The following is an 18592-nucleotide window of genomic DNA, read 5'->3' as shown; positions in this document are numbered from 1 at the left end:
TCAGGACATGTCGCCGCCGTCGGCAGCGCAGCCCTTGCCCATGAGGAGACCCTTCATGGTGGGGCCGGGCTTGTCCGGCCGGTCAGCGGAGAATCCATCGGCGTTCACAATGAGTTCCTGATTAGCGGACAAGAGCCCACCATCGGAGGGCACGGTGAGGACCGCGGAGGGGTCAACAGAGCGCTTCAGCATGGCGAGCGCGATTGGTCCGTACTCGTGGTGGCGAGCCACGGATGTGATGCGGCCCACGACCTTCTCCTCGTCACCGAGAAGCACGTTGGCTCCGAGCTCGGGTACCGCATGTGCGGAGCCATCGAGGTGCAACAGCGTGAGCCGGCGCGGGGGCCGTCCCACATTGTGGACCTTGGCCACGGTTTCCTGTCCGCGGTAGCAGCCCTTGTGCAGGTGAACCGAGGTGCGGAGCCAATCCAACTCGTGTGGAAGGGTCGTCTCGTCGACCTCGGTCGCGGCGCGCGGACGGTGAGCGGCCACACGTTCGGCCTCACTGGCCCACGTGCCTGCCAGCGACCATCCGGCAGCGAGGCGTTCGTCCACTTCAGCAGTCAACGACTCGCGGGGCACCAACACCAGACGCCATGCGCGGGCAGCACCCGGGTGCGTTGCGGAGGGGTCTTCAACGTAGGTGGTGCCACCGGTGCGAATCTGCGGCCACGCATCGACCCATGTGACCGGCTCGCCTTCGGCGGCAGGGGAGGACACGGCCTCTCCGAGCCCGGCCCACTGGTCGGTGACGTCTGCGACTTCCACGCGGAGCATGAAGCGCATGCGGTCAAGGAACGTGGCCAACCCTGGCGCGGTCTCCGAGATGAGCCAGGCAGTCTCGCCGTCGTCCACGATGCCTGCGACGTGCTCGATCCGTCCTTGAGGGGACAGGATCATGAATTCCGACGACTCGCCCGGCTGGAGGTTTTTGACCTCTTGCGTCGTCAGCGAGTCAAGCCACGTGAGCCGGTCAGGGCCTGACACCGTGACGATGCCGAGGTGAGATTGATCGACCACGGCCCGTCCTGCTTCTAGCGCACGTTGCTCGGCGGTCGGGTCGCCGTAGTGCCACGCGACACCGGCATCGGGCGCTGCAGAGTCAACGGCGCCGGAGCGGGAAAGAAGAGGTGAAGTCATAGGGAGGGAACGCCTCCTGGGCGTCAGTGATTCCGTCAGGATTCAATGCGCTTGAGTCGCGCACTCATGTAGGACTGCAGGTCGTTGCCGAAGGCGGCCAGATCCCACGCCCACATCAGTTCGCCCTCGACCAGACCGTACATGCGTGTTCCGCCACGCACTTCGGGCCCGGACTCGGTGCTGGCTGCAAAACGGGTGGCCATATCGATGCGTCCGTTGCCCACAGCACCCATGTAGCAGGTCAGTACTCCAGAGGCCTCGGTGAGCACGATCTCGAGGGGGTGCTGGCCTTCCTTGAGTTCCACACCCTCAGGTGCCTGAGGAGCCACACGCCAGAATCCCGATTCGACACTCCACACCTGGCCGGGTTCACCGTCGTCCCCACGCAGATACGTGGTGCAGGTGTACGTCAGGTAGGGGCCACCGTCGTGGTCAAAGGCAATCGCTTGAAGCGTCTCAGCCTTGGGGATCCCGGGGTAATCGATCTCGCCATGACCCTGCCAGCGCCCCACCAGCCATGCCAGGGGGTAGACCTCAGGGGCCATGTCGTCAGGGATGGTGAATGTCAACGCTTGGGGCCCTTCAACAGGCGCCAGCCCACGATGGCGGACACCCAGGCGGCGCCACCAAAGGCCAGTGCGGCGAGGACCGTGAAGACAGCTTCCAATGCAGTCATAGTGCGTCCGATGCTACTACGGCATGCGCCCGTAGTCGTCAGGGTGAGGGAGTGCTCACGCTGCGCGCGTGGTGGCCTTGCGGACTGCCAGGTAGATCTCGCAACCCAAGCAGAAGTTGAAGACAGCATTGAGGAACGACGCAACCAACACCATGGCAGCAAACACATAGAAGCCAATGCCGACGCCCACGAGCCCCAGCACCAGGGCCAGGATGGCCATCGCAAAGCCCATTTGCTGTGCAAAGCGGGGAGGGCGGAAGGATTCGGTCTCCGTAGGAGGGCCGATGCGGGGACGGACCAGGCGGATGAAGAGCCACGATTGGACGGTCGCCTGGGGGCCAACGGTGGCACCTGGCGCGAAGAGGACCACGAGTAGCGCCATCGCGACAAGACCCACGGTCGTGGGCCCAGCGAGCACCGCGACCAGCGCGATGGCCAGTGTGATGGAAGCGCCAAAGCGCACGCCACGCGGATCAACCTGGCGGTCTACGGGGGTAGCGGGTGAGTCAGCGGTCATGGTGCGTCCTTAGGTGGAAATCAATGGGATCAGATCGTGTATTCGGTGCCCTCGGAATGCACCTCTCGCAGTGCTGCCCGAGCGGAGTCGACAGTCGGTGCGCCATCCATCCGGGCCACAATGACGCCTTCGCCGTCCAACACCAGTGTGGTGGGTGTGCGCTGGATATTGAGCTCCCGAGCCAAATCCAGACGCTCGGAGGCATCTACTTCAACATGCACCACATGCGGCTGTTCGCTTGCCACGCTCTTTAGTAAGCGCGCGGTGCCGGGGCACTTCGAGCACATCGGAGTCGAGAACTGTACGAAAGTCGCGTAGTAGCCCCGCTGCGCGCCAATCTGCTCACTACTGAGAGCATCGGCCCTCTCCACATGGCGGACGCGTCCCTGACGGCGCTGCCACCACCAATAGCCCGCGCTCGCGGCGCCCAACAGGGCTACCACGATCACGATTTTCTCTAGCATGCGTCACGCTCCGTGCGGCTTAGCCGACGAGCAACACTCCGCCGACATAGATCAAGACTCCGCAAGCCAGAACAGGCGTGACCCCCGACGCTATTCCCGCCCACGCATCACTAGGCCGCGGCTCACGGCGCGCCAACTCATTCATGACCACCACGGAAGCCGCGGTGACGATACCCACCAGCGTTCCTGCGTACCAGGGCACCGAATCGAAAACGAACGCCAAACCACTACCGGTGGCCGTACCTAGCGCCAGCGCCAGGATCGCGTTCACATTGCCGTTGTTCGTCAGCACGGACGCGACGGCCGCTACCGCGAGGGCCGTTGCGGAGGCCACCACCAACTCCTGTGCGCCCTCAGTGCGATACGCCGCCACCCACGCCGTGCCCGTCGCGCACAGCGCGCCACCAGCCGCCGTGGCAGACACGGCTGCTACCGCACGCCCGCGCGGGCTGGGGAAGAAGATCTCCGAAATCAACGCTGCGATGGTGATCGCGGCCATCGCCACCACCATGTAGCGCAAGAACGGTTCGGAACTGCCATAGACCACGGTGCCGAGAGCCATCAACGATCCCAGACCGATCACCACGGTGCTCACCCGCAAGTGCGCCACCCGCAAGAGTCGGGGCCACCCGATGGCCATAAATGCCATGATCACGGCAATGCCAAGGACGAGCCATCGGCCACCGAAGTATCCCGATCCGGCGACGACGGCTGCAGCGACGGCAGTGATCGACGCGCGAGTCGTGGGATTCATGGGGGATAGTGTCTCAGAGTTCGGGCCGGTACAGTAAAGCCGAACGGAGGGCTCCGATGGCTGACCTACTTGTGCTCACCTCGTCAACAGACGGGGAGACCGAGGTCCTCCCTGCGCTCGGACTGCTGGGACACCGCGTCCGGACACTCCCACCCAACCCCACCGCAATGCTTGACGCCTTTGATGCGGACATCCTGGTAGTCGACGGACGGCACGATCTGGCCCAAGCGCGATCGGACTGCAAACTGGTGCAAGTCACTGGCGTCACAGTGCCATTGCTCCTGGTACTGACCGAGGGCGGCCTGTCCATCGTCAATGCAGATTGGGGTGCAGACGATGTGATCTTGGCCGATGCCGTCCCCGCTGAACTCGAGGCACGCATCCGCCTCCTCATGGGACGCGCTAACCTCGAAGACCCCCTCGAGAAGGCCGTTGAGTTCTCCTCGGGAGACCTCACCGTCGATGTCGGCGGATACACCGCACGCCTCAAGGGAATCCCGCTCGACCTCACCTACAAAGAGTTCGAACTCCTCAAGTACCTGATGCAGCATCCGGGTCGCGTCTACACCCGCGACCAACTTCTTCAGGAAGTGTGGGGCTTCGACTACTACGGCGGAACCCGCACCGTCGACGTCCACGTCCGGCGCCTGCGCGCCAAGCTCGGTGCGGAACACGAGCACCTCATCGGTACCGTGCGCAACGTCGGCTACCGGTTCGACCCTCCGCCCCCCAAGGCACCCAAGGCAGACCAGGAAGAATCGTCGAAGAGGCCAACCGCTCGGTAGGCTGTTTCCCGTTGACCTGGACCCCGAGCGAACGGACCATCTTTCATGGCCTCCAGTAGCCCTGCGCGACTTTTCTCGCGTCTCACCCCCTCTACCGAACGCACGCTTGCAGAAATTCTCCGCACAGAACGTGCAGGTGGAATCCTGTTGCTCATCGGCACGGTGGTGGCGCTGGTCTGGGCTAACTCCGCATTTGCCGACTCCTACGAGTCGTTGCGTGACTTCGAGTTCGGCCCCGAGTGGGCGCACCTGCACCTCTCCGTAGGAACGTGGGCTAAGGACGGCCTGCTGGCCATCTTCTTCTTCGTTGTCGGGCTCGAACTCAAGCGCGAAATCGTCGCCGGCGAACTTCGCAAGCCGTCAACCGCCATCGTCCCCATCGTCGCCGCGGTGGGCGGAATGGTGGTTCCCGCCGCTCTCTATGTCGTCATCAACCTGCAAGACGGCGGTTCGATGGACGGTTGGGCAGTGCCCACAGCCACAGACATCGCGTTCGCGATTGCTGTGCTCGCCGTCGTCGGTCGATGGCTCCCGGCAGCACTGCGCGCTTTCCTCTTGACCCTCGCGGTTGTCGACGACCTCCTCGCCATCATGATCATCGCGGTGTTCTTCACCGATGAGGTCCAATTTGTGTGGCTCGCAGCATCCTTCGCGGTCATCCTGGTCTTTGGGTTCCTCGCGTCCAAGGGCATTACCCACTGGTGGATCCTCATTCCCCTGGGCGTCGTGGCCTGGGCCATGATGCACGCGTCAGGTGTGCACGCAACCATCGCCGGTGTGGCGTTGGGTCTTGTAGTGCCCGCTGTCGCCCGCAAGGGCCAGCGCACCAGCCTCGCTGAGCACTGGGAGCACTTGTGGCGTCCGGTCTCCGCAGGCGTCGCCGTCCCTGTGTTCGCACTGTTTGCTGCTGGCGTCACCATCAACTCGGAGACCATTTCCGTTGCCGTGAGCGACCCAGTTGCCCAGGGTGTCGCTGCCGGTCTGGTGATCGGTAAACCCCTCGGTATCGTGCTGTTCACGTTCCTCGTGGCCACCTTTACCAAGGCCAAACTTGACCGCGGATTGTCGTGGTGGGACGTGCTCGGCATGGGCTCCCTCGCGGGCATCGGATTCACGGTGTCGCTACTGATTGGTGAGCTTGCGTTCGCCGGAGAGCGTGTCGAGGAAGTCAAGATGTCCGTGCTCTTTGCCTCGCTCACTTCCGCGCTGGTCGGTGTGATCATCCTGCTTTGGCGCGACCGCTACTACCGTCGCCTCTACGACCTGCGTTCCACGCCCATCGACTCGGCTCGTGCCCAGACCCTTGCCAACAAGCACGGCCGCAAGGCTGAGGAAATCGACGTCATCGACCTGCACCACCAGGAGGCCGAGGTTGAATCAGTGCCGCTCGCCGATGCCCCAGAGCCAGGCGATGACGCTGACCCCACTGACGTGAACGACGCAGACAGCGGTCCCAAGCAGGCATAGCCCGCGTTCGCTCGTCCGGAGGGCGGGTCCCGTTACTCCGGAGGGCGGGTCCCGTTACTCCGGAGGGCGAACTTTGGCGCCTGGTGCGCTTGGGCACATGGCGGCAATCTCGCATTCACCGCATTCAGGCTTGCGTGCCTTGCACCGCCGGCGCCCATGGAAGATCACTCGGTGTGACCAGAGGGTCCATTCGCGCCGCTCAATGAGGGCCATGAGGTCGCGTTCCACCACGACTGGGTCCTCATTCACGGTCAGGCCGAGCCTGCGCGCAAGCCGTCCCATGTGTGTGTCGACAGTGATGCCCGGCACGTCAAAGGCATTGCCTAGGACCACATTGGCGGTTTTGCGGCCCACGCCGCGTAGCGTCACGAGGTCCTTGAGTCTCCCGGGAACCTCGCCATCGAACTTCTCGACGATGTCGCGCGACAGGCCCAACAACGACTCTGCCTTGGAGCGATAAAACCCTGTGGACTTGATGAGCTGCTCCAGGCGCTCGCGGTCTGCGCCAGCCATGGCGGTGGCATCGGGGTACGCCTCGAAAAGTGCGGGCGTCACCATGTTGACCCGCACGTCGGTGCACTGTGCGCTCAGCACGGTGGCGACGAGCAGTTGGAACGGCGTGCGGTAGTCCAACTCGCAATGGGCGTCGGGGTAGATCTCCGCAAGCGCTCTGTTCACTGCGCGTGCACGGCGGGTCAGGGCCACGGGCGGAGCGTCCATGGACGCTGTCGCCACGGTGAGCGGGGTGCGAGAAGCCATGAGATTCACTGTAGGTCACGCTTAAGAGCGCTCAGACGCGTGCCGATAATGTGGGTGTTGGAGCGTGCGGAGCCCAACTGGCCCATCCGGAGGTGAAAGTGCCTACGCCTGATGTTGTGATTGCTACGTTGCGGCACAGCCGGCAAGAGATGCGCCGTGAACTTGCCCGCGTGCGGTGGTGGCGCCGTCTGGTGCAGGCCCGCAAGGATCTTGAGGTCGCGCAACTCACCGATGCCGAGGAGTTGGGTTCATTGGGGCTCGCCGATGCTTGGGAAGCGTTGGCTGCCGATGCCCCCACCAGCACTGAACTCACCCACGCCGTATGGCCTGATAGCACCGGCACCACGCCAAGCAGCGTAGAAGCCCTCATTGCGCTCGATGCCCGGCTAGAGTCTTATGAGACGAGAGTGGCTGAAAACCTGGAGACGGTGACATCACAGATGGTGAAGGCATTGGGAGAGAAGCACCGCGAGAGTGCGCCTGGCGGTAGCCGTGGCTGAATTGTCGCGGGAGGAGCACACGCTGCGCACCTCGCCCATCCTGGCTGGGATGGACTCAGAAAGCGCGCGGTCTTTGATGGACCGTATGACGCGTCAGGTCCTCCACAAGGGTGATGTCATTTACTCCGAGTCCGATGAGGGCGAAGGAATGTTCTTCATCGTCAAGGGCAAGGTCAAGTTGGTGCGGACGGCCCGGGATGGCCGCGAGAACCTGCTGGGTCTTCTCGGTGTGGGGGACATGCTCGGTGAACTCAGCGTCTTTGACCCGGGGCCACGCGTAGCGCGAGCTCACGCGGTCGAGGACACCGTGCTGTATGAGCTCCCTAAGAAAGAGCTCGATGAGTGGCTTGAGGGACACTTGGAGTTGTCCCACCATTTGATGAAGGCGCTCGCGGTGCGTATTCGCCGCCTTTCAAACTCGATGGCGGATCTGGTGTTCTCCGATGTGCCTGGCCGGGTGGCGAAAGCCATCATGGATCTGGGTCACAGGTTTGGCCGGATGGAACGCGGTCACGTCACGGTGCGCCATGGGCTCACCCAGGAGGAGTTGGCGCAGTTGGTGGGCGCGTCGCGTGAGACGGTCAACAAGGCACTGGCCGACTTCGCATCCCGCGGGTGGATTGATGTGCACATCGGCGCGGTGGATGTGTACGAGCCCGAGCGCCTGCGGGCCCGCTCGCGCTAGTCCCTCGCGATAGCCCTGTACGGCTCGAGGCGCTGCCTCACCAGGCCTGGTAGTCGCTAGGCCTGGTGCACCTGTGCGACGAGTTCGATCTCGACGGGTGCGCCCAAAGGTAGCGAGGCGACTCCGACGGCGGAACGCACGTGCTGACCGCGGTCACCGAAGATCTCGCCAATGAGATTGCTGGCCCCGTTGATGATCGCTGGGTGACCGGTGAACGTTGCTGGCGCTGCCACGAACCCGGTGATTTTGACAATCTGTGTGATCTGGTCGATCCCGCCGGCCACATCGGCCACGGCAGCGAGCGCATTCAAGATCGCAATCTCGGCACATTCGGCTGCGCGTGAGGGACTCACCTGGCCCGCACCGTCACCGACCAGACCGGTAGCGACAAGGCTTCCGTCCACCATCGGTAGCTGTCCGGACGTGTACACGAGGTCACCATGGGAGAGTGCAGGCACGTACGCGCCCACCGGGGTGGCAACGTTGGGCAGGGTGATGCCTAGTTCAGCCAGCCGGGCCGATGCTGTCACGACTTGGGTCGCTTCATGTACGCCACGAGACCTCCTGTGGGGCCCGTCACAACCTGAACGAGTTCCCAGCCGTCGTCGCCCCACTGGTCAAGAATCTGCTTCGTGACGTGGTCGATGAGCGGCACTGTCGAGTATTCCCACTGAGTCATACCTTGAGACTATCCTGAGGAGCCGGAAACATTCTGCGTGACTGGTGCGTTAGAGGTGCAACGTAAGGTAGGTGTATGGGTTTCTTCACTTCTGATCACGCGCGCCGTGATGGCCGCGTGACCGCGGTGCAACTTGTCAGCGCCCTGATGATGTTTGTCGCGTTCTCTGTTATTGGCGGCTTCCTGCTGGCAGGTATTGCTTTGCCAGCGGCGACGGTCGCAAGTTCGGCAGCAGCTGGTACCTCTGAGTTGTTCGAGGAACTGCCCGATGAACTGCAGAACGTGACCCTTCCGCAGCAGTCGAACATCTATGCGCGCGATGGTCAGACGCTCCTTGCTACGTTCTACAGCCAGAACCGCACGATTGTCCCGCTGGAAGAGATTTCGCCGTGGATGCAGATGGCAGTGGTCTCTGTGGAGGACAAGCGGTTCTGGGAACACAACGGTGTTGACGGCGAAGGTCTGTTGTCTGCCGCTAAGACCAACCTGACTTCCGACGCCCAGCCTGGTGCGTCGACATTGACGCAGCAGCTCGTGAAGAACACCCTCCGTACTGCGGCAGAGAACGCCGATGACGACGAGGCTGCTGAGGCCGCTACCGAGGTTGCGCTCCCACGCAAGATTCGTGAATGGCGCCTGGCCCTCGCGCTCGAAGAAAACCTCAACGCTTCGCTCGGTAGCGAATGCTCCGCCGAGGACCCCGCGGTGAACTGTGGCAAGGAAGAAGTCCTGCAGCAGTACCTCAACATCGCGCAGTTCGGTCCCAACATCTATGGAGTGGAAGCGGCCGCGCAGTACTACTTCTCCAAGCCTGCCGCAGAGCTGAACGCGCTTGAGGCTGCCACGATCGCGGGTATTACCCAGAACCCCAGCAAGTGGGACCCCACGCGCGTCTTCGAAGGTGAAGACGGTGAGGTCACCAACTATGAGCAGGCCGAGGTGCGTCGTGACACGGTGCTGGGAACGATGCTTGATCAGGGCATGATCACCCAGGCCGAGTTCGATGAGTACGAGGCCGTGCCGGTCCAGGACTCGCTCAAGGTGTCGCAGCCTTTGCTGTCCTGCTCGGCATCCCAGGACGCGCCATTCTTCTGTGACTATGTCACCAAGGTCATCTCAAATGACGAAGTCTTCAACTCTGACGGTCTCAATGGCCGCGACCTCCTCCTGACCGGTGGACTCGACATCGTCACCACGCTTGATGTGAGCAAGCAGAAGATCGCCAATGAAGAGTTGAACAATTCGCTTCCGCCTGGCGACGAGAACGGCTATGCGATGGCGATGGTTGCGCTTGACCCGGCCACCGGGCAGATCCTGTCGATGGCGCAGAACCGCATCTTTGACCCCACCGCTGAGGCGGAGAACTCCACATCGATCAACTATGCGGCGGATCGTGAAATGGGTGGTTCTAAGGGCTTCTCGCCAGGTTCGACCTTCAAGACCGTGATTCTTGCCAACTGGTTGGAGACCGGACACTCCCTGAATCAGTACGTGTCGGGTCGTCAGCAAGAGTGGACCAGTGAGAACTGGGCAGAGACTTGTCAGGGCAAGGTCCTCGTAGGCGAGGAATGGAAGCCCGGCAACGTCGGTTCAGACAACCAGGGCCAGATGACGGTCATGACCGCTACCGCGAACTCGGTGAACACTGCGTATGCGGCGATGGCCAGCCAATTGGACCTGTGCGACGTGCGAGACACCGCCGAGGCCTTGGGCTTCGAACGCGCCGATGGTGCGGACTTTGAATTGGTGCCCTCGTCAGTGCTGGGTGTGCAGAACGCCTCGCCGCTGACCATGGCAGAGATCTACCAGACCTTCGCCAACGGTGGAATCCACTGTGAGCCTCTCGCAATCCTGTCGATCACGGATGCCGAGGGCAACGACATTGCGGTGCCGCAGGCAGATTGCCGCCAGGCAATCTCGAAGGAAGCTGCCGATGGTGTCACCTACGCCATGCGGGGCGTGATGACGGATGGTTCCGGTCAGTACTTCCCCTTGGCTGATGGACGTGAGTCCGCTGGCAAGACGGGTACCGCAAACGAGAACATGCACACGTGGTTCGCAGGCTTCACGCCCGAACTCGTGTCGGTGTTCTGGCTCGGCAACCCCGACGAGGACGTTCCGCAGCAGTACAAGACCATTAACGGCCGCTGGTACGACATCGTGTATGGATCCACGATTGCTGGGCCAACGTGGTCAAACTTCATGAGCCGTGCGTTGGATGGTGTTGAGCACTCGGGCTTCGACGACCCGACGGACGAGATCCTCAATGGTGTGCCCGTTCGCGTGCCGAAGGTCACCGGCTCCACTGAATGGTGGGCTCGTCAGGAAGCCAGCAAGGCTGGGTTCTTGCTGCAGGTCAGTGACTCGCTGGTCTTTGCTCCGGGCGTTGAAGCAGGCACTGTGATGACTCAAACTCCGGCACAGGGCAGCATGATGACGCCGGGAACAACCATCACCGTTCAGTTGTCGACGGATTCGATGCCAAGTTGGTGGGAGAACTGGCCTGAGGGCTGGGACAGGGACAAGGCCCCCGATGACTACTGGGGTGACACCTGGCCGCCGTCAGAGTTCAGCACCAATCCTCCTAACGGCTGGATTGATGAAGAGGTCCTTGCAGAGCAATGCCAGGATCCGTCTGACTGGTGGAACGAAGCCCTGAATGAAGCCTGCCCCGCGCCTGAAGGTGGCGAGGACGGCGGCAATGGCAACGGAAACGGCAATGGCAATGGGAACGGGAACGGCAACGACTAGTCGTTGATCCGTACCGATTCTCAGTGACAATCGCACGCCCTGACGTGGGCGCGCATGTGGTGATGGAGGACTGTTGGTGAAGCGCGTCGTAGGAGCAGCAGGCCTCGTTGCTGCCGGTGCTTTGGCCTGGGGGCTTGCGGAGGCGCAAGCCTTCACCGTGAGGCAGATCTCGGCTCCGGTGCTCAAGCCAGGTTCGCGCCCCGTGCGGATCTTGCAGGTCTCCGACCTCCATGTCACCCCGCGCCAACAACGCAAGGTTGACTGGGTCAAGTCCCTGGCCGCGTTCCGTCCGGACCTGGTTGTCAACACGGGCGACAACCTCGCTCACGTTGATGCAGTGTCCGCAGCGCTGGATGCCATGGACCCACTGCTGGATTTCCCCGGCGTGTTTGTGCACGGCTCGAACGACTATTTCGCGCCGCGACCCAAGAACCCCTTCACCTACTTCTCTGCGCCCACGCATATCAAGGCGGGTCAACAGGAGCTGGACGTCGAGACTCTGACCGACGGGATGACCTCCCGCGGGTGGCTCAATCTCAACAATGCCCGTGGCAGCCTCGACATCATGGGATCCCAGCTGTCCTTTGTGGGTCTTGACGATCCTCACATTGAGCGTGACTCGATGCCCGCACCCGACAAGGATCGCGGCGATCTGCGCATCGGCGTGGTGCACGCGCCTTATCAGCGCGCCTTGGGAGCGTTGCACGGTGACGGTGCTGAAGTGTTGATTGCCGGTCACACTCACGGCGGCCAAGTATGTGTCCCTGGTGCTGGTGCGCTTGTCACGAATTGTGACATTGACACGGGCCGCGCGTCAGGTTTGCATGGGTGGCCAGGCCCGCGTCCGGATGCACCTGGAGGCGAGGATTCTGCGTGGCTGCACGTGTCCGCCGGCATTGGCACGTCACCGTACGCGCCAGTGCGTTTTGCCTGCCGGCCCGAGGCCACAATGCTGACATTGTTGCCTCGAATCAGTTAGGCCGCTAGCGCCGTTTCAGGTATCCTGGCACGGCTGAATTCACGGGGTGTGGCGCAGCTTGGTAGCGCGCGTCGTTCGGGACGACGAGGTCGCAGGTTCAAATCCTGTCACCCCGACCACAGCAAGAAGGGCCGATGCCAGGTCACCACAACCCCGGCATCGGCCCTTCTTTTATTCGCGAAATGGCTCCATTCCGCTGTTTTAACTGCTCATAACAGCGGAATCTTTCCACTTCAGAGCGGCGATGGCGTACTGCGACCGGATGATTGGACGCGTGTCTTGCGGCAGTGCTGCCACCACAGTGAGCGGCCAATCGGGGCGCTGCCCGGTCAAGACCCACGCAGCCTGTGCCGCAGCTCCTAGCGCCACATACTCTGCCGGCTCCGGAACCTCCACAGGGGCATCGAACACCTGAGCCGCGATGGCCTGCACCGCCGGGCTCTGGGCAGCGCCACCCACCAGGAGTAGGCGGCGAGGCGTGAGGCCCTGGGCTCGCGCCGCATCGAGGCCGTCGGCAAGGCTACACAGCATGCCTTCGATAGCCGCGCGCGCCAGATTGGGGCGAGTCGTATTGGCCAGCGTCATGCCGCTCACACTGGCGGTCGCATCGGGGAGGTTAGGGGTGCGTTCTCCTTCGAAGTACGGCACCAGCACCACACCATCGGCTCCCGGCGGGCTACTGAGTGCCAGCGCGCCAAGTTCTTCATAGGACACGTCGAGCGTCTGTGTGAAGGCATCCAACACACGAGCGGCGTTCATGGTGGCGACCAGGGGGAGGAACTGGCCCGACGCATCGGCAAATCCCGCGACCGCGCCAGAGGCGTCTTGTGCAGGCGTGGGCATGATGCCTGACACGGTTCCTGAGGTGCCGATCGAGACGATGACGTCGCCGGCCTCCGCGCCTAGGCCGAGGGCCGCGGCGGCATTGTCTCCGGCGCCCGGCCCCACCACAGCATCGGCTGTTGAGGAAACGCCAGGAATGCCAGTGCCCGCTACTTCGCCTGGTCCAAGGACCCGCGGCAACACGGCATCGTGGCCGAGTGCGCTCGCGAGCAGTTCACGGTCGTATTCATCCGTGTGAGGGTTCCAGTACCCGGTTCCCGAGGCATCGGACCTATCTGTCGTCAACTGCTCTAGATCGGGCCCCAGTGGCGATTCGTCCGCAGGGCCGTATCCCCGCAGTCGCCAGGTGAGCCAGTCGTGGGGGAGCGCCACGGCCGCGACCTGCTCGGCACTGTCAGGTTCGTTGTCGCGAAGCCACCGGAGCTTGGTGGAGGTGAACGATGCCACTGGAACCAGGCCGGTGCGGGCCACCAGGGTCTCTGCGCCCCATTCCTCGATGAGCGCGACCGCGGCATCGGCGGAGCGGGTGTCGTTCCACAGGAGCGCGTCACGGATGACGCGCCCGTCAGCGTCGAGCACGACCATGCCGTGCTGTTGACCGCCCACGGAGACTGCGGAGACGTCGTGGAGACCGCCTGCGGAATCAATGGCCTCACCCAGGGCGACCCACCAGGCTTGTGGGTCGACGGAGGTGCCGTCGGGGTGGCTGGCGCGACCTGTGCGCTGGACCTCCCCGGTATCGAGGTCGCGCACCACGACCTTGCAACTTTGCGTGGACGAGTCGATGCCTGCCACCAGGGTCATGAGCGGTTCCTTCCGGTAAAGAACACCGCGAACACCCGACGCTGCGCTGCGAGGACGCGCGACGGGTGCCCGCGGTGATACTTGGGTGAGGCTTAGCGAGCGCCCATCAGGTGCTCGGCAGCCAACTGCTGCAGGCGCACGAACCCGAAGCCATTGCCGTCAAAGTAGCTACCGGAATCGAAGTTCTCGAATGCCGACTGGTCTGCCTTGAGGTCGCTTGCAGTTTCGCCGTCGGCCAGCGTCGTCTGTGCGAGCTGGTCCTGCTTGGCGGCCTGCATGGCCTCTTGGACCTCGGGGTCTGCGCGGAATGCTGCCGCACGTTCCTTGAGGAGTAGGTACATGCGCATGTTGGCTGCAGCCGATTCCCATACGCCGTTGATGTCCTCGGTACGCGAGGGCTTGTAGTCGAAGTGGCGGGGGCCGGAGTACGCCTCGGTGCCGTTGGGGCCACCGTTCTCCAGCAGGTCCACCAGTGCGAATGCGTTTTGCAGGTCGCCGTGGCCAAAGACGAGGTCCTGGTCGTACTTGATGCCGCGCTGACCGTTGAGGTCGATGTGGAACAGCTTGCCAGCGTCGAGCGCCTGAGCAATTCCTGCGGTGAAGTTGAGGCCAGCCATCTGCTCGTGGCCGACCTCGGGGTTGAGACCGACCATCTCGGGCTTGTCGAGGGTCTCGATGAACGCCATGGCGTGACCGATGGTGGGGAGCAGGATGTCGCCGCGGGGCTCGTTGGGCTTGGGCTCGATGGCGAACTTGATGTCGTAGCCCTGGTCGGTGGCGTACTGGCCGAGGAAGTTGGCTGCCTCGCGGTAGCGCTCGAGGGCAACGCGGATGTCCTTGGAGAAGTCGTATTCGGCGCCTTCACGGCCGCCCCACATCACGAAGGTCTTGGCGCCCAGTTCAGCGGCCAAGTCCAGGTTGCGCATGATCTTGCGCAGCGTGAAGCGGCGCACTCCGCGGTCGTTCGAGGTGACGCCGCCGTCCTTGAAGACTGGGTGGCTGAAGGTGTTGGTGGTGACCATGGGGATGACCATGCCGGTGTCGTCGCAGGCCTTCTTCAGGTCGTCGATTGCTGTGCGGCGTTCAGCCTCGGTGGCCTCGAACGGGAAGAGGTCGTCATCGTGGAACGTCATGCCGTAGGCACCCAGTTCACTGAGCTTGTGGACTGCCTCGACCGTGTTGATCGGGCCGCGTGTCGCGCCGCCGAAGGGGTCTTGGGCATTCCAACCGATGGTCCATAGCCCGAAGGTGAAACGGTCTGCTGGGGTAGGTGTTGCTGACATGCGTCCTCCGTAATAAGTCGTCCTTGACAACAACAGTATAGGTTGTCCAGCACAACATATAGCCAATCTGTGGTCAGCCTCTGGCAGAGTGTGGGGAAGATCACCTTGAAGGAGAGCCGATGGACGACGCAGATCAGGTGCGCCCGCTGACGTTGGGACGCGGTAACCGCAACGAATCGACCCGCCAGCACAACTTGTCACTCTTGATGTCACTGGCGCACCATCACCCCGAGATTTCCCGTGCAGAGCTCACACGTCTCACAGGACTCAACCGCTCGACCATCGGCGCCCTCGTGGCCGACCTGGCCGAGGCGGAACTCGTCGTGGAAGTCGCAGCGCTCACCGGATCCGTTGGCCGTCCCAGCCCGCGCGTCACCCCGCACTCCAGCATCGCCGCGATCGCCGTCAACCCCGACATCGACGGCATCGTTGTGGCGCTCGTGGGAATGGGAGGCTCGGTCCTCGACCGCACCCGCGTCCCGCTCTCCTCGATTCCTAGCCCCGAACACACGGTCCGCATCGCTGCCGACGCCGCCAAGACCCTCCTCGCCCACCACCCACACCTCGAACGCATCGTTGGCGTCGGCGCGGCAGTGCCCGGCCTCGTGCGTCCGGCCGATGGTTTGATCACCCGTTCGCCGCACCTCCTGTGGGAAGAAACTCCCTACGCCCAGATGCTTGAAGACGCGCTCGGGGTACCAGGACACATCGACAACGACGCGACCGTCGGACTGCTGGCAGAAGCAGTCTTTGGGGCAGGTCGCAGCCACTCCACGTACTTCTATATGAACGGATCGCCCTCAGGAATCGGTGGCGCACTCATCGCGCACGGATCGATCCTCCGCGGCGCCGACGGCTACGCCGGCGAACTCGGACACACCGTGGTGGACTCGAACGGCCCTCTGTGCCACTGCGGCCGCCGCGGCTGCCTCGAGACCGAGGTCAAGTTCAGCCGCCTCAAGGACGCTGCGGCTCCGCGGGAACTCGACTTCGACAACCTCGCCGAGTCGCTAGGCGCCGTCGATGCCGGGCCAGTCGCTGCGGAGATCAACCGCCAGATCGAACTCCTGGCGGGCGCGATCGCCTCCCATATGTCGGTGTTCAACCCGCAGGCAGTGATCCTTGGTGGATTCCTCGGAGCGCTCTACGAACTCCGCGGAGATGACTTGCGCGCCAAGATCGAGGAACAGGCCTTCGCACCACTGGGCCACAACCTCGTCCTCGAACGTGACAGCCTTGGGGAAGACCTCATGGTCGTAGGCGCGGCCGAGCTCGCATTCGCACCCCTCTTGGCACAACCAATCCCAGGGTGAACCACCAGCCAAAAACCACGCCGCGACTCACAACGCCTAAAGTATGGGCATGACTGAGCGACACCACCCACATGCACGAGGCTGGGTGATTCGCACCACATTGGCCATCGGACTCGTCGCGGCGATCTGCGCGAGCATACTGACCTTTCGCGAAACCGACGGACAATTTCCAGATCGTTATCAGGCAGTGGCAATGATGGAGTCGAGCGACATCCTCGCCCTCGCCACCGCGAACTCTCCCCAATTGGAATACGCCTACTCGCTATCTGAGGCACTTGGCAACGTCGCTCCCGGAGCAACGCTGTACTTCCCCGATGACGGGCTACGGATTCGCGAGTGGACCGGAGTGAAACTTGCCGGCTTTGGCATGGCGGACTCGGTCGTCGCAACGTCGCTGACGACGTCCGCACTGGAAGACACCATCAGTGTGCCCTCAGACGCAGTAATCCACACCGGAGAAGCAGACGCCGACCGTAGTTGGGAGATTATCCTGGATCCGGACGGCGATCACTCCTCACTTGTGTACATGGTTCCTGGCCCCACGAACCCCAACGAACGCATCATTGAGACAAGCCTCGTGAACGTCGACCTCGCAGGTGACGACGCATGATCCTCGAACTGACCATCGTGGCCGTCTTCTTCCTTGCCGGCGCAGTCGTGAGCTACGCAAGCGGACTCCGCGGAGCGACCCAGGCAGTGGGTGCGCTCGTGGTGGCATCCACCCTCGCTCCCGCCCTCGGGTGGCTACTCATCGTCCTTCACCTGCCGGTCAACCTCTGGGTCTTTGGAGCGCTCGGAGGCGCCGCGGTAGCCCTGGCGCTGGTGTGGACCACGCGACGTGCAGCACCCGGCGCAAGCAACGGGCACCAACGTGGCGCCGGAATCGCCTGGGGCTGGCTTGCAGGTGCGGCGGCGCTGAGCCTCATCGCCGCGTTCACCGTCCGGGCATTGCTGCTTTTCAAGTGGTCAACCGACAGCCTCACGTACATCAACATCGGCGCGACACTGGCCAATGACACCTACCCCGACACCATCTATCCAGCACTCTTGGAAGACCGAGTGGTCGGAACACCGTTGTTGCACGAGGCAAGCGCACTCCAACAAGAGTTCTTCCTCCACGCCGCAACCCCTTTGACCGCCGGAGCAATCGCGGCCGTCTGTACATGGGGCCTGTGGCGCGTCGTGGGGCGGGCGCTCGCCACTCGGGCAGGCATCGCCACCGCCGTCGTGGCCGTGATCGCGCTACTCGTGACGAACCGGCTGGTGTTCACTAGCTTCTACATCAATGGGCACGCGACCGTCGCACTCGGTGTCGCAGTGCTGGCCGTAGGCGCATGGGTGCTCGCCGAACGCTCCACCCACACGGGCTGGGCAGTCGTCATGGTCATTGCCGGAATCGCCACGGTCGTCACCCGGCCCGACTCCATCGTGCTGCTCGCGATCGTCCTGCTCCCCATCGTGACCCAACGCGAAATCCCGCGCGCCGTCCGCATCTGGGTGCCGGCAAGCATCGGCGTGGCCGCCATAGCGTGGCAAAGTTACATGGTCTGGATCTGGCACTCGTACGCCACCTCGATGTCGAAGGCTGCGCTCATCTCACTGGCAGCCGCGGTCGGGATCCTCGTACTCGCAGCGCTCGCCGCCACCCCGTGGATCACGCGCTGGCAGGTGTGGATCCTGGCGGCAGGTGAGTGGGGGCTGTGGGCACTGCTCGCTGCCGCTGCGCTCCTGACAACAGGACTCGTGAAAGCCAGCGGTGAAGCGACCTGGGAGAACACGGTGGGCAACGCCGGAGGGTGGTTCCCGATGCTCCCAGCACTGGGCATCCTGATCGCCGCCGCCTTTGTCCTGCTACGCCGCACCACCACGCGACCCATGCGCTTCGTCGTCACGGCGTTCGTGCCGCTGATGATGCTCCTGGCAGTCGCCCGCGGTGCCGCCTATCGCGTCGGCACAGGCGACTCGCTCAACCGCGCGTGGACTCACATCGTTCCCGTCGCCATCGTCCTGCTCATCGCGCTGCTCGCCCTCGGTAGCCAACGATTGATCCGTGCGTCGAGACTGAACACCGTCGCGAGCGGCTCCTAGCCGAGACGCGGCGCCAGAAACGACACAGCGCTCTAGAAGGAACCAGCGCTCTGGAAACCACACGGCGGAGGCCCCTCACCAACCGGTTGGTGAGGGGCCTCCGCC

The 18592-nt window shown here is 63.3% G+C and carries 19 protein-coding genes and 1 tRNA gene; 10 read left to right on the top strand and 10 right to left on the bottom strand.

What is annotated here, in order from left to right; genetic code table 11:
- The 5 genes from ygfZ to AOP79_RS03040 form a co-directional block, all read right to left on the bottom strand.
- Entirely contained in the window at positions 1-1140 is a 1140-nt protein-coding gene (ygfZ, locus tag AOP79_RS03060; RefSeq protein WP_062070305.1) for a CAF17-like 4Fe-4S cluster assembly/insertion protein YgfZ, read from the bottom strand.
- A 35-nt stretch (positions 1141-1175) separates the two neighbouring features.
- Positions 1176-1709: a heme-binding beta-barrel domain-containing protein gene (locus AOP79_RS03055; RefSeq protein ID WP_062070303.1), complete on the bottom strand. Its 534-nt coding sequence runs from the start codon at positions 1707-1709 to the stop codon at positions 1176-1178.
- 162 nt (positions 1710-1871) lie between these two features.
- Complete coding sequence (locus tag AOP79_RS03050) at positions 1872-2333, bottom strand: DUF4395 domain-containing protein (RefSeq protein WP_062070300.1); 462 nt, start codon at positions 2331-2333, stop codon at positions 1872-1874.
- A 29-nt stretch (positions 2334-2362) separates the two neighbouring features.
- Positions 2363-2797 (bottom strand): thioredoxin family protein, encoded by a 435-nt coding sequence (locus AOP79_RS03045; protein WP_062070298.1) that lies wholly within the window; start codon positions 2795-2797, stop codon positions 2363-2365.
- A 19-nt stretch (positions 2798-2816) separates the two neighbouring features.
- A complete protein-coding gene (locus tag AOP79_RS03040; protein ID WP_062070296.1) occupies positions 2817-3551 on the bottom strand; it encodes a hypothetical protein in 735 nt (244 codons plus the stop codon).
- Between the two features lie 56 nt (positions 3552-3607).
- On the opposite strand from AOP79_RS03040, the gene AOP79_RS03035 reads away from it, so the two are divergent.
- Positions 3608-4336, top strand: a complete 729-nt coding sequence (locus AOP79_RS03035) for a response regulator transcription factor (protein WP_062070294.1) — start codon at positions 3608-3610, stop codon at positions 4334-4336.
- Positions 4337-4381: 45 nt separating this feature from the next.
- The gene (gene nhaA / locus AOP79_RS03030; RefSeq protein WP_062070291.1) at positions 4382-5803 is read left to right on the top strand and encodes a Na+/H+ antiporter NhaA; all 1422 of its coding nucleotides are present in this window, start codon (positions 4382-4384) and stop codon (positions 5801-5803) included.
- Positions 5804-5857: 54 nt separating this feature from the next.
- Here nhaA and nth read toward each other — a convergent pair whose 3' ends face one another.
- The gene (nth, locus tag AOP79_RS03025; RefSeq protein WP_062070289.1) at positions 5858-6562 is read right to left on the bottom strand and encodes an endonuclease III; all 705 of its coding nucleotides are present in this window, start codon (positions 6560-6562) and stop codon (positions 5858-5860) included.
- A gap of 98 nt (positions 6563-6660) precedes the next feature.
- Between nth and AOP79_RS03020 the strand changes: the two genes are divergently transcribed.
- Positions 6661-7062 carry a hypothetical protein gene (locus AOP79_RS03020; RefSeq protein WP_062070287.1) on the top strand — a complete coding sequence of 134 codons (402 nt, stop codon included), beginning with the start codon at positions 6661-6663 and terminating at the stop codon, positions 7060-7062.
- Positions 7063-7111: 49 nt separating this feature from the next.
- The gene (locus AOP79_RS03015; protein ID WP_062071031.1) at positions 7112-7747 is read left to right on the top strand and encodes a Crp/Fnr family transcriptional regulator; all 636 of its coding nucleotides are present in this window, start codon (positions 7112-7114) and stop codon (positions 7745-7747) included.
- 56 nt (positions 7748-7803) lie between these two features.
- Here AOP79_RS03015 and AOP79_RS03010 read toward each other — a convergent pair whose 3' ends face one another.
- Both AOP79_RS03010 and sp36 read right to left on the bottom strand, forming a co-directional pair.
- Positions 7804-8277: a RidA family protein gene (locus AOP79_RS03010; protein ID WP_062070285.1), complete on the bottom strand. Its 474-nt coding sequence runs from the start codon at positions 8275-8277 to the stop codon at positions 7804-7806.
- Complete coding sequence (gene sp36, locus AOP79_RS11675; protein ID WP_152647971.1) at positions 8274-8426, bottom strand: Sp36 family protein; 153 nt, start codon at positions 8424-8426, stop codon at positions 8274-8276. The genes AOP79_RS03010 and sp36 overlap by 4 nt, the downstream gene beginning before the upstream one ends.
- Before the next feature lie 75 nt (positions 8427-8501).
- On the opposite strand from sp36, the gene AOP79_RS03005 reads away from it, so the two are divergent.
- From AOP79_RS03005 to AOP79_RS02995, 3 genes are all read left to right on the top strand, one after another.
- Positions 8502-11177, top strand: a complete 2676-nt coding sequence (locus tag AOP79_RS03005; protein ID WP_062070283.1) for a transglycosylase domain-containing protein — start codon at positions 8502-8504, stop codon at positions 11175-11177.
- Positions 11178-11253: 76 nt separating this feature from the next.
- Positions 11254-12156, top strand: a complete 903-nt coding sequence (locus tag AOP79_RS03000; RefSeq protein WP_236683198.1) for a metallophosphoesterase — start codon at positions 11254-11256, stop codon at positions 12154-12156.
- A gap of 42 nt (positions 12157-12198) precedes the next feature.
- Positions 12199-12275: transfer RNA gene (locus AOP79_RS02995), tRNA-Pro, on the top strand.
- 82 nt (positions 12276-12357) lie between these two features.
- Here AOP79_RS02995 and xylB read toward each other — a convergent pair.
- Positions 12358-13803, bottom strand: a complete 1446-nt coding sequence (gene xylB / locus AOP79_RS02990; protein ID WP_062070279.1) for a xylulokinase — start codon at positions 13801-13803, stop codon at positions 12358-12360.
- A 92-nt stretch (positions 13804-13895) separates the two neighbouring features.
- The gene (gene xylA, locus AOP79_RS02985) at positions 13896-15086 is read right to left on the bottom strand and encodes a xylose isomerase (protein WP_062070277.1); all 1191 of its coding nucleotides are present in this window, start codon (positions 15084-15086) and stop codon (positions 13896-13898) included.
- 119 nt (positions 15087-15205) lie between these two features.
- Between xylA and AOP79_RS02980 the strand changes: the two genes are divergently transcribed.
- The 3 genes from AOP79_RS02980 to AOP79_RS02970 are packed head-to-tail and all read left to right on the top strand — an operon-like array spanning position 15206 to position 18487.
- On the top strand, positions 15206-16399 hold the full coding sequence (locus tag AOP79_RS02980; RefSeq protein ID WP_062070275.1) for an ROK family transcriptional regulator: 1194 nt from the start codon (positions 15206-15208) through the stop codon (positions 16397-16399).
- A 49-nt stretch (positions 16400-16448) separates the two neighbouring features.
- Positions 16449-17009: a hypothetical protein gene (locus AOP79_RS02975; protein ID WP_152647970.1), complete on the top strand. Its 561-nt coding sequence runs from the start codon at positions 16449-16451 to the stop codon at positions 17007-17009.
- Positions 17006-18487, top strand: coding sequence for a hypothetical protein (locus tag AOP79_RS02970; RefSeq protein ID WP_062070270.1), 1482 nt, complete (start codon positions 17006-17008; stop codon positions 18485-18487). Before AOP79_RS02975 ends, AOP79_RS02970 begins: the two co-directional genes overlap by 4 nt.
- Positions 18488-18592: the final 105 nt, after the last annotated feature.

Origin of the sequence: Demequina sediminicola (assembly GCF_000975055.1) — a bacterium.
GTDB lineage: Bacteria > Actinomycetota > Actinomycetes > Actinomycetales > Demequinaceae > Demequina > Demequina sediminicola.
Note: the sequence above shows the minus strand (reverse complement) of the source record. Positions and strands in the feature narration are given on the sequence as shown.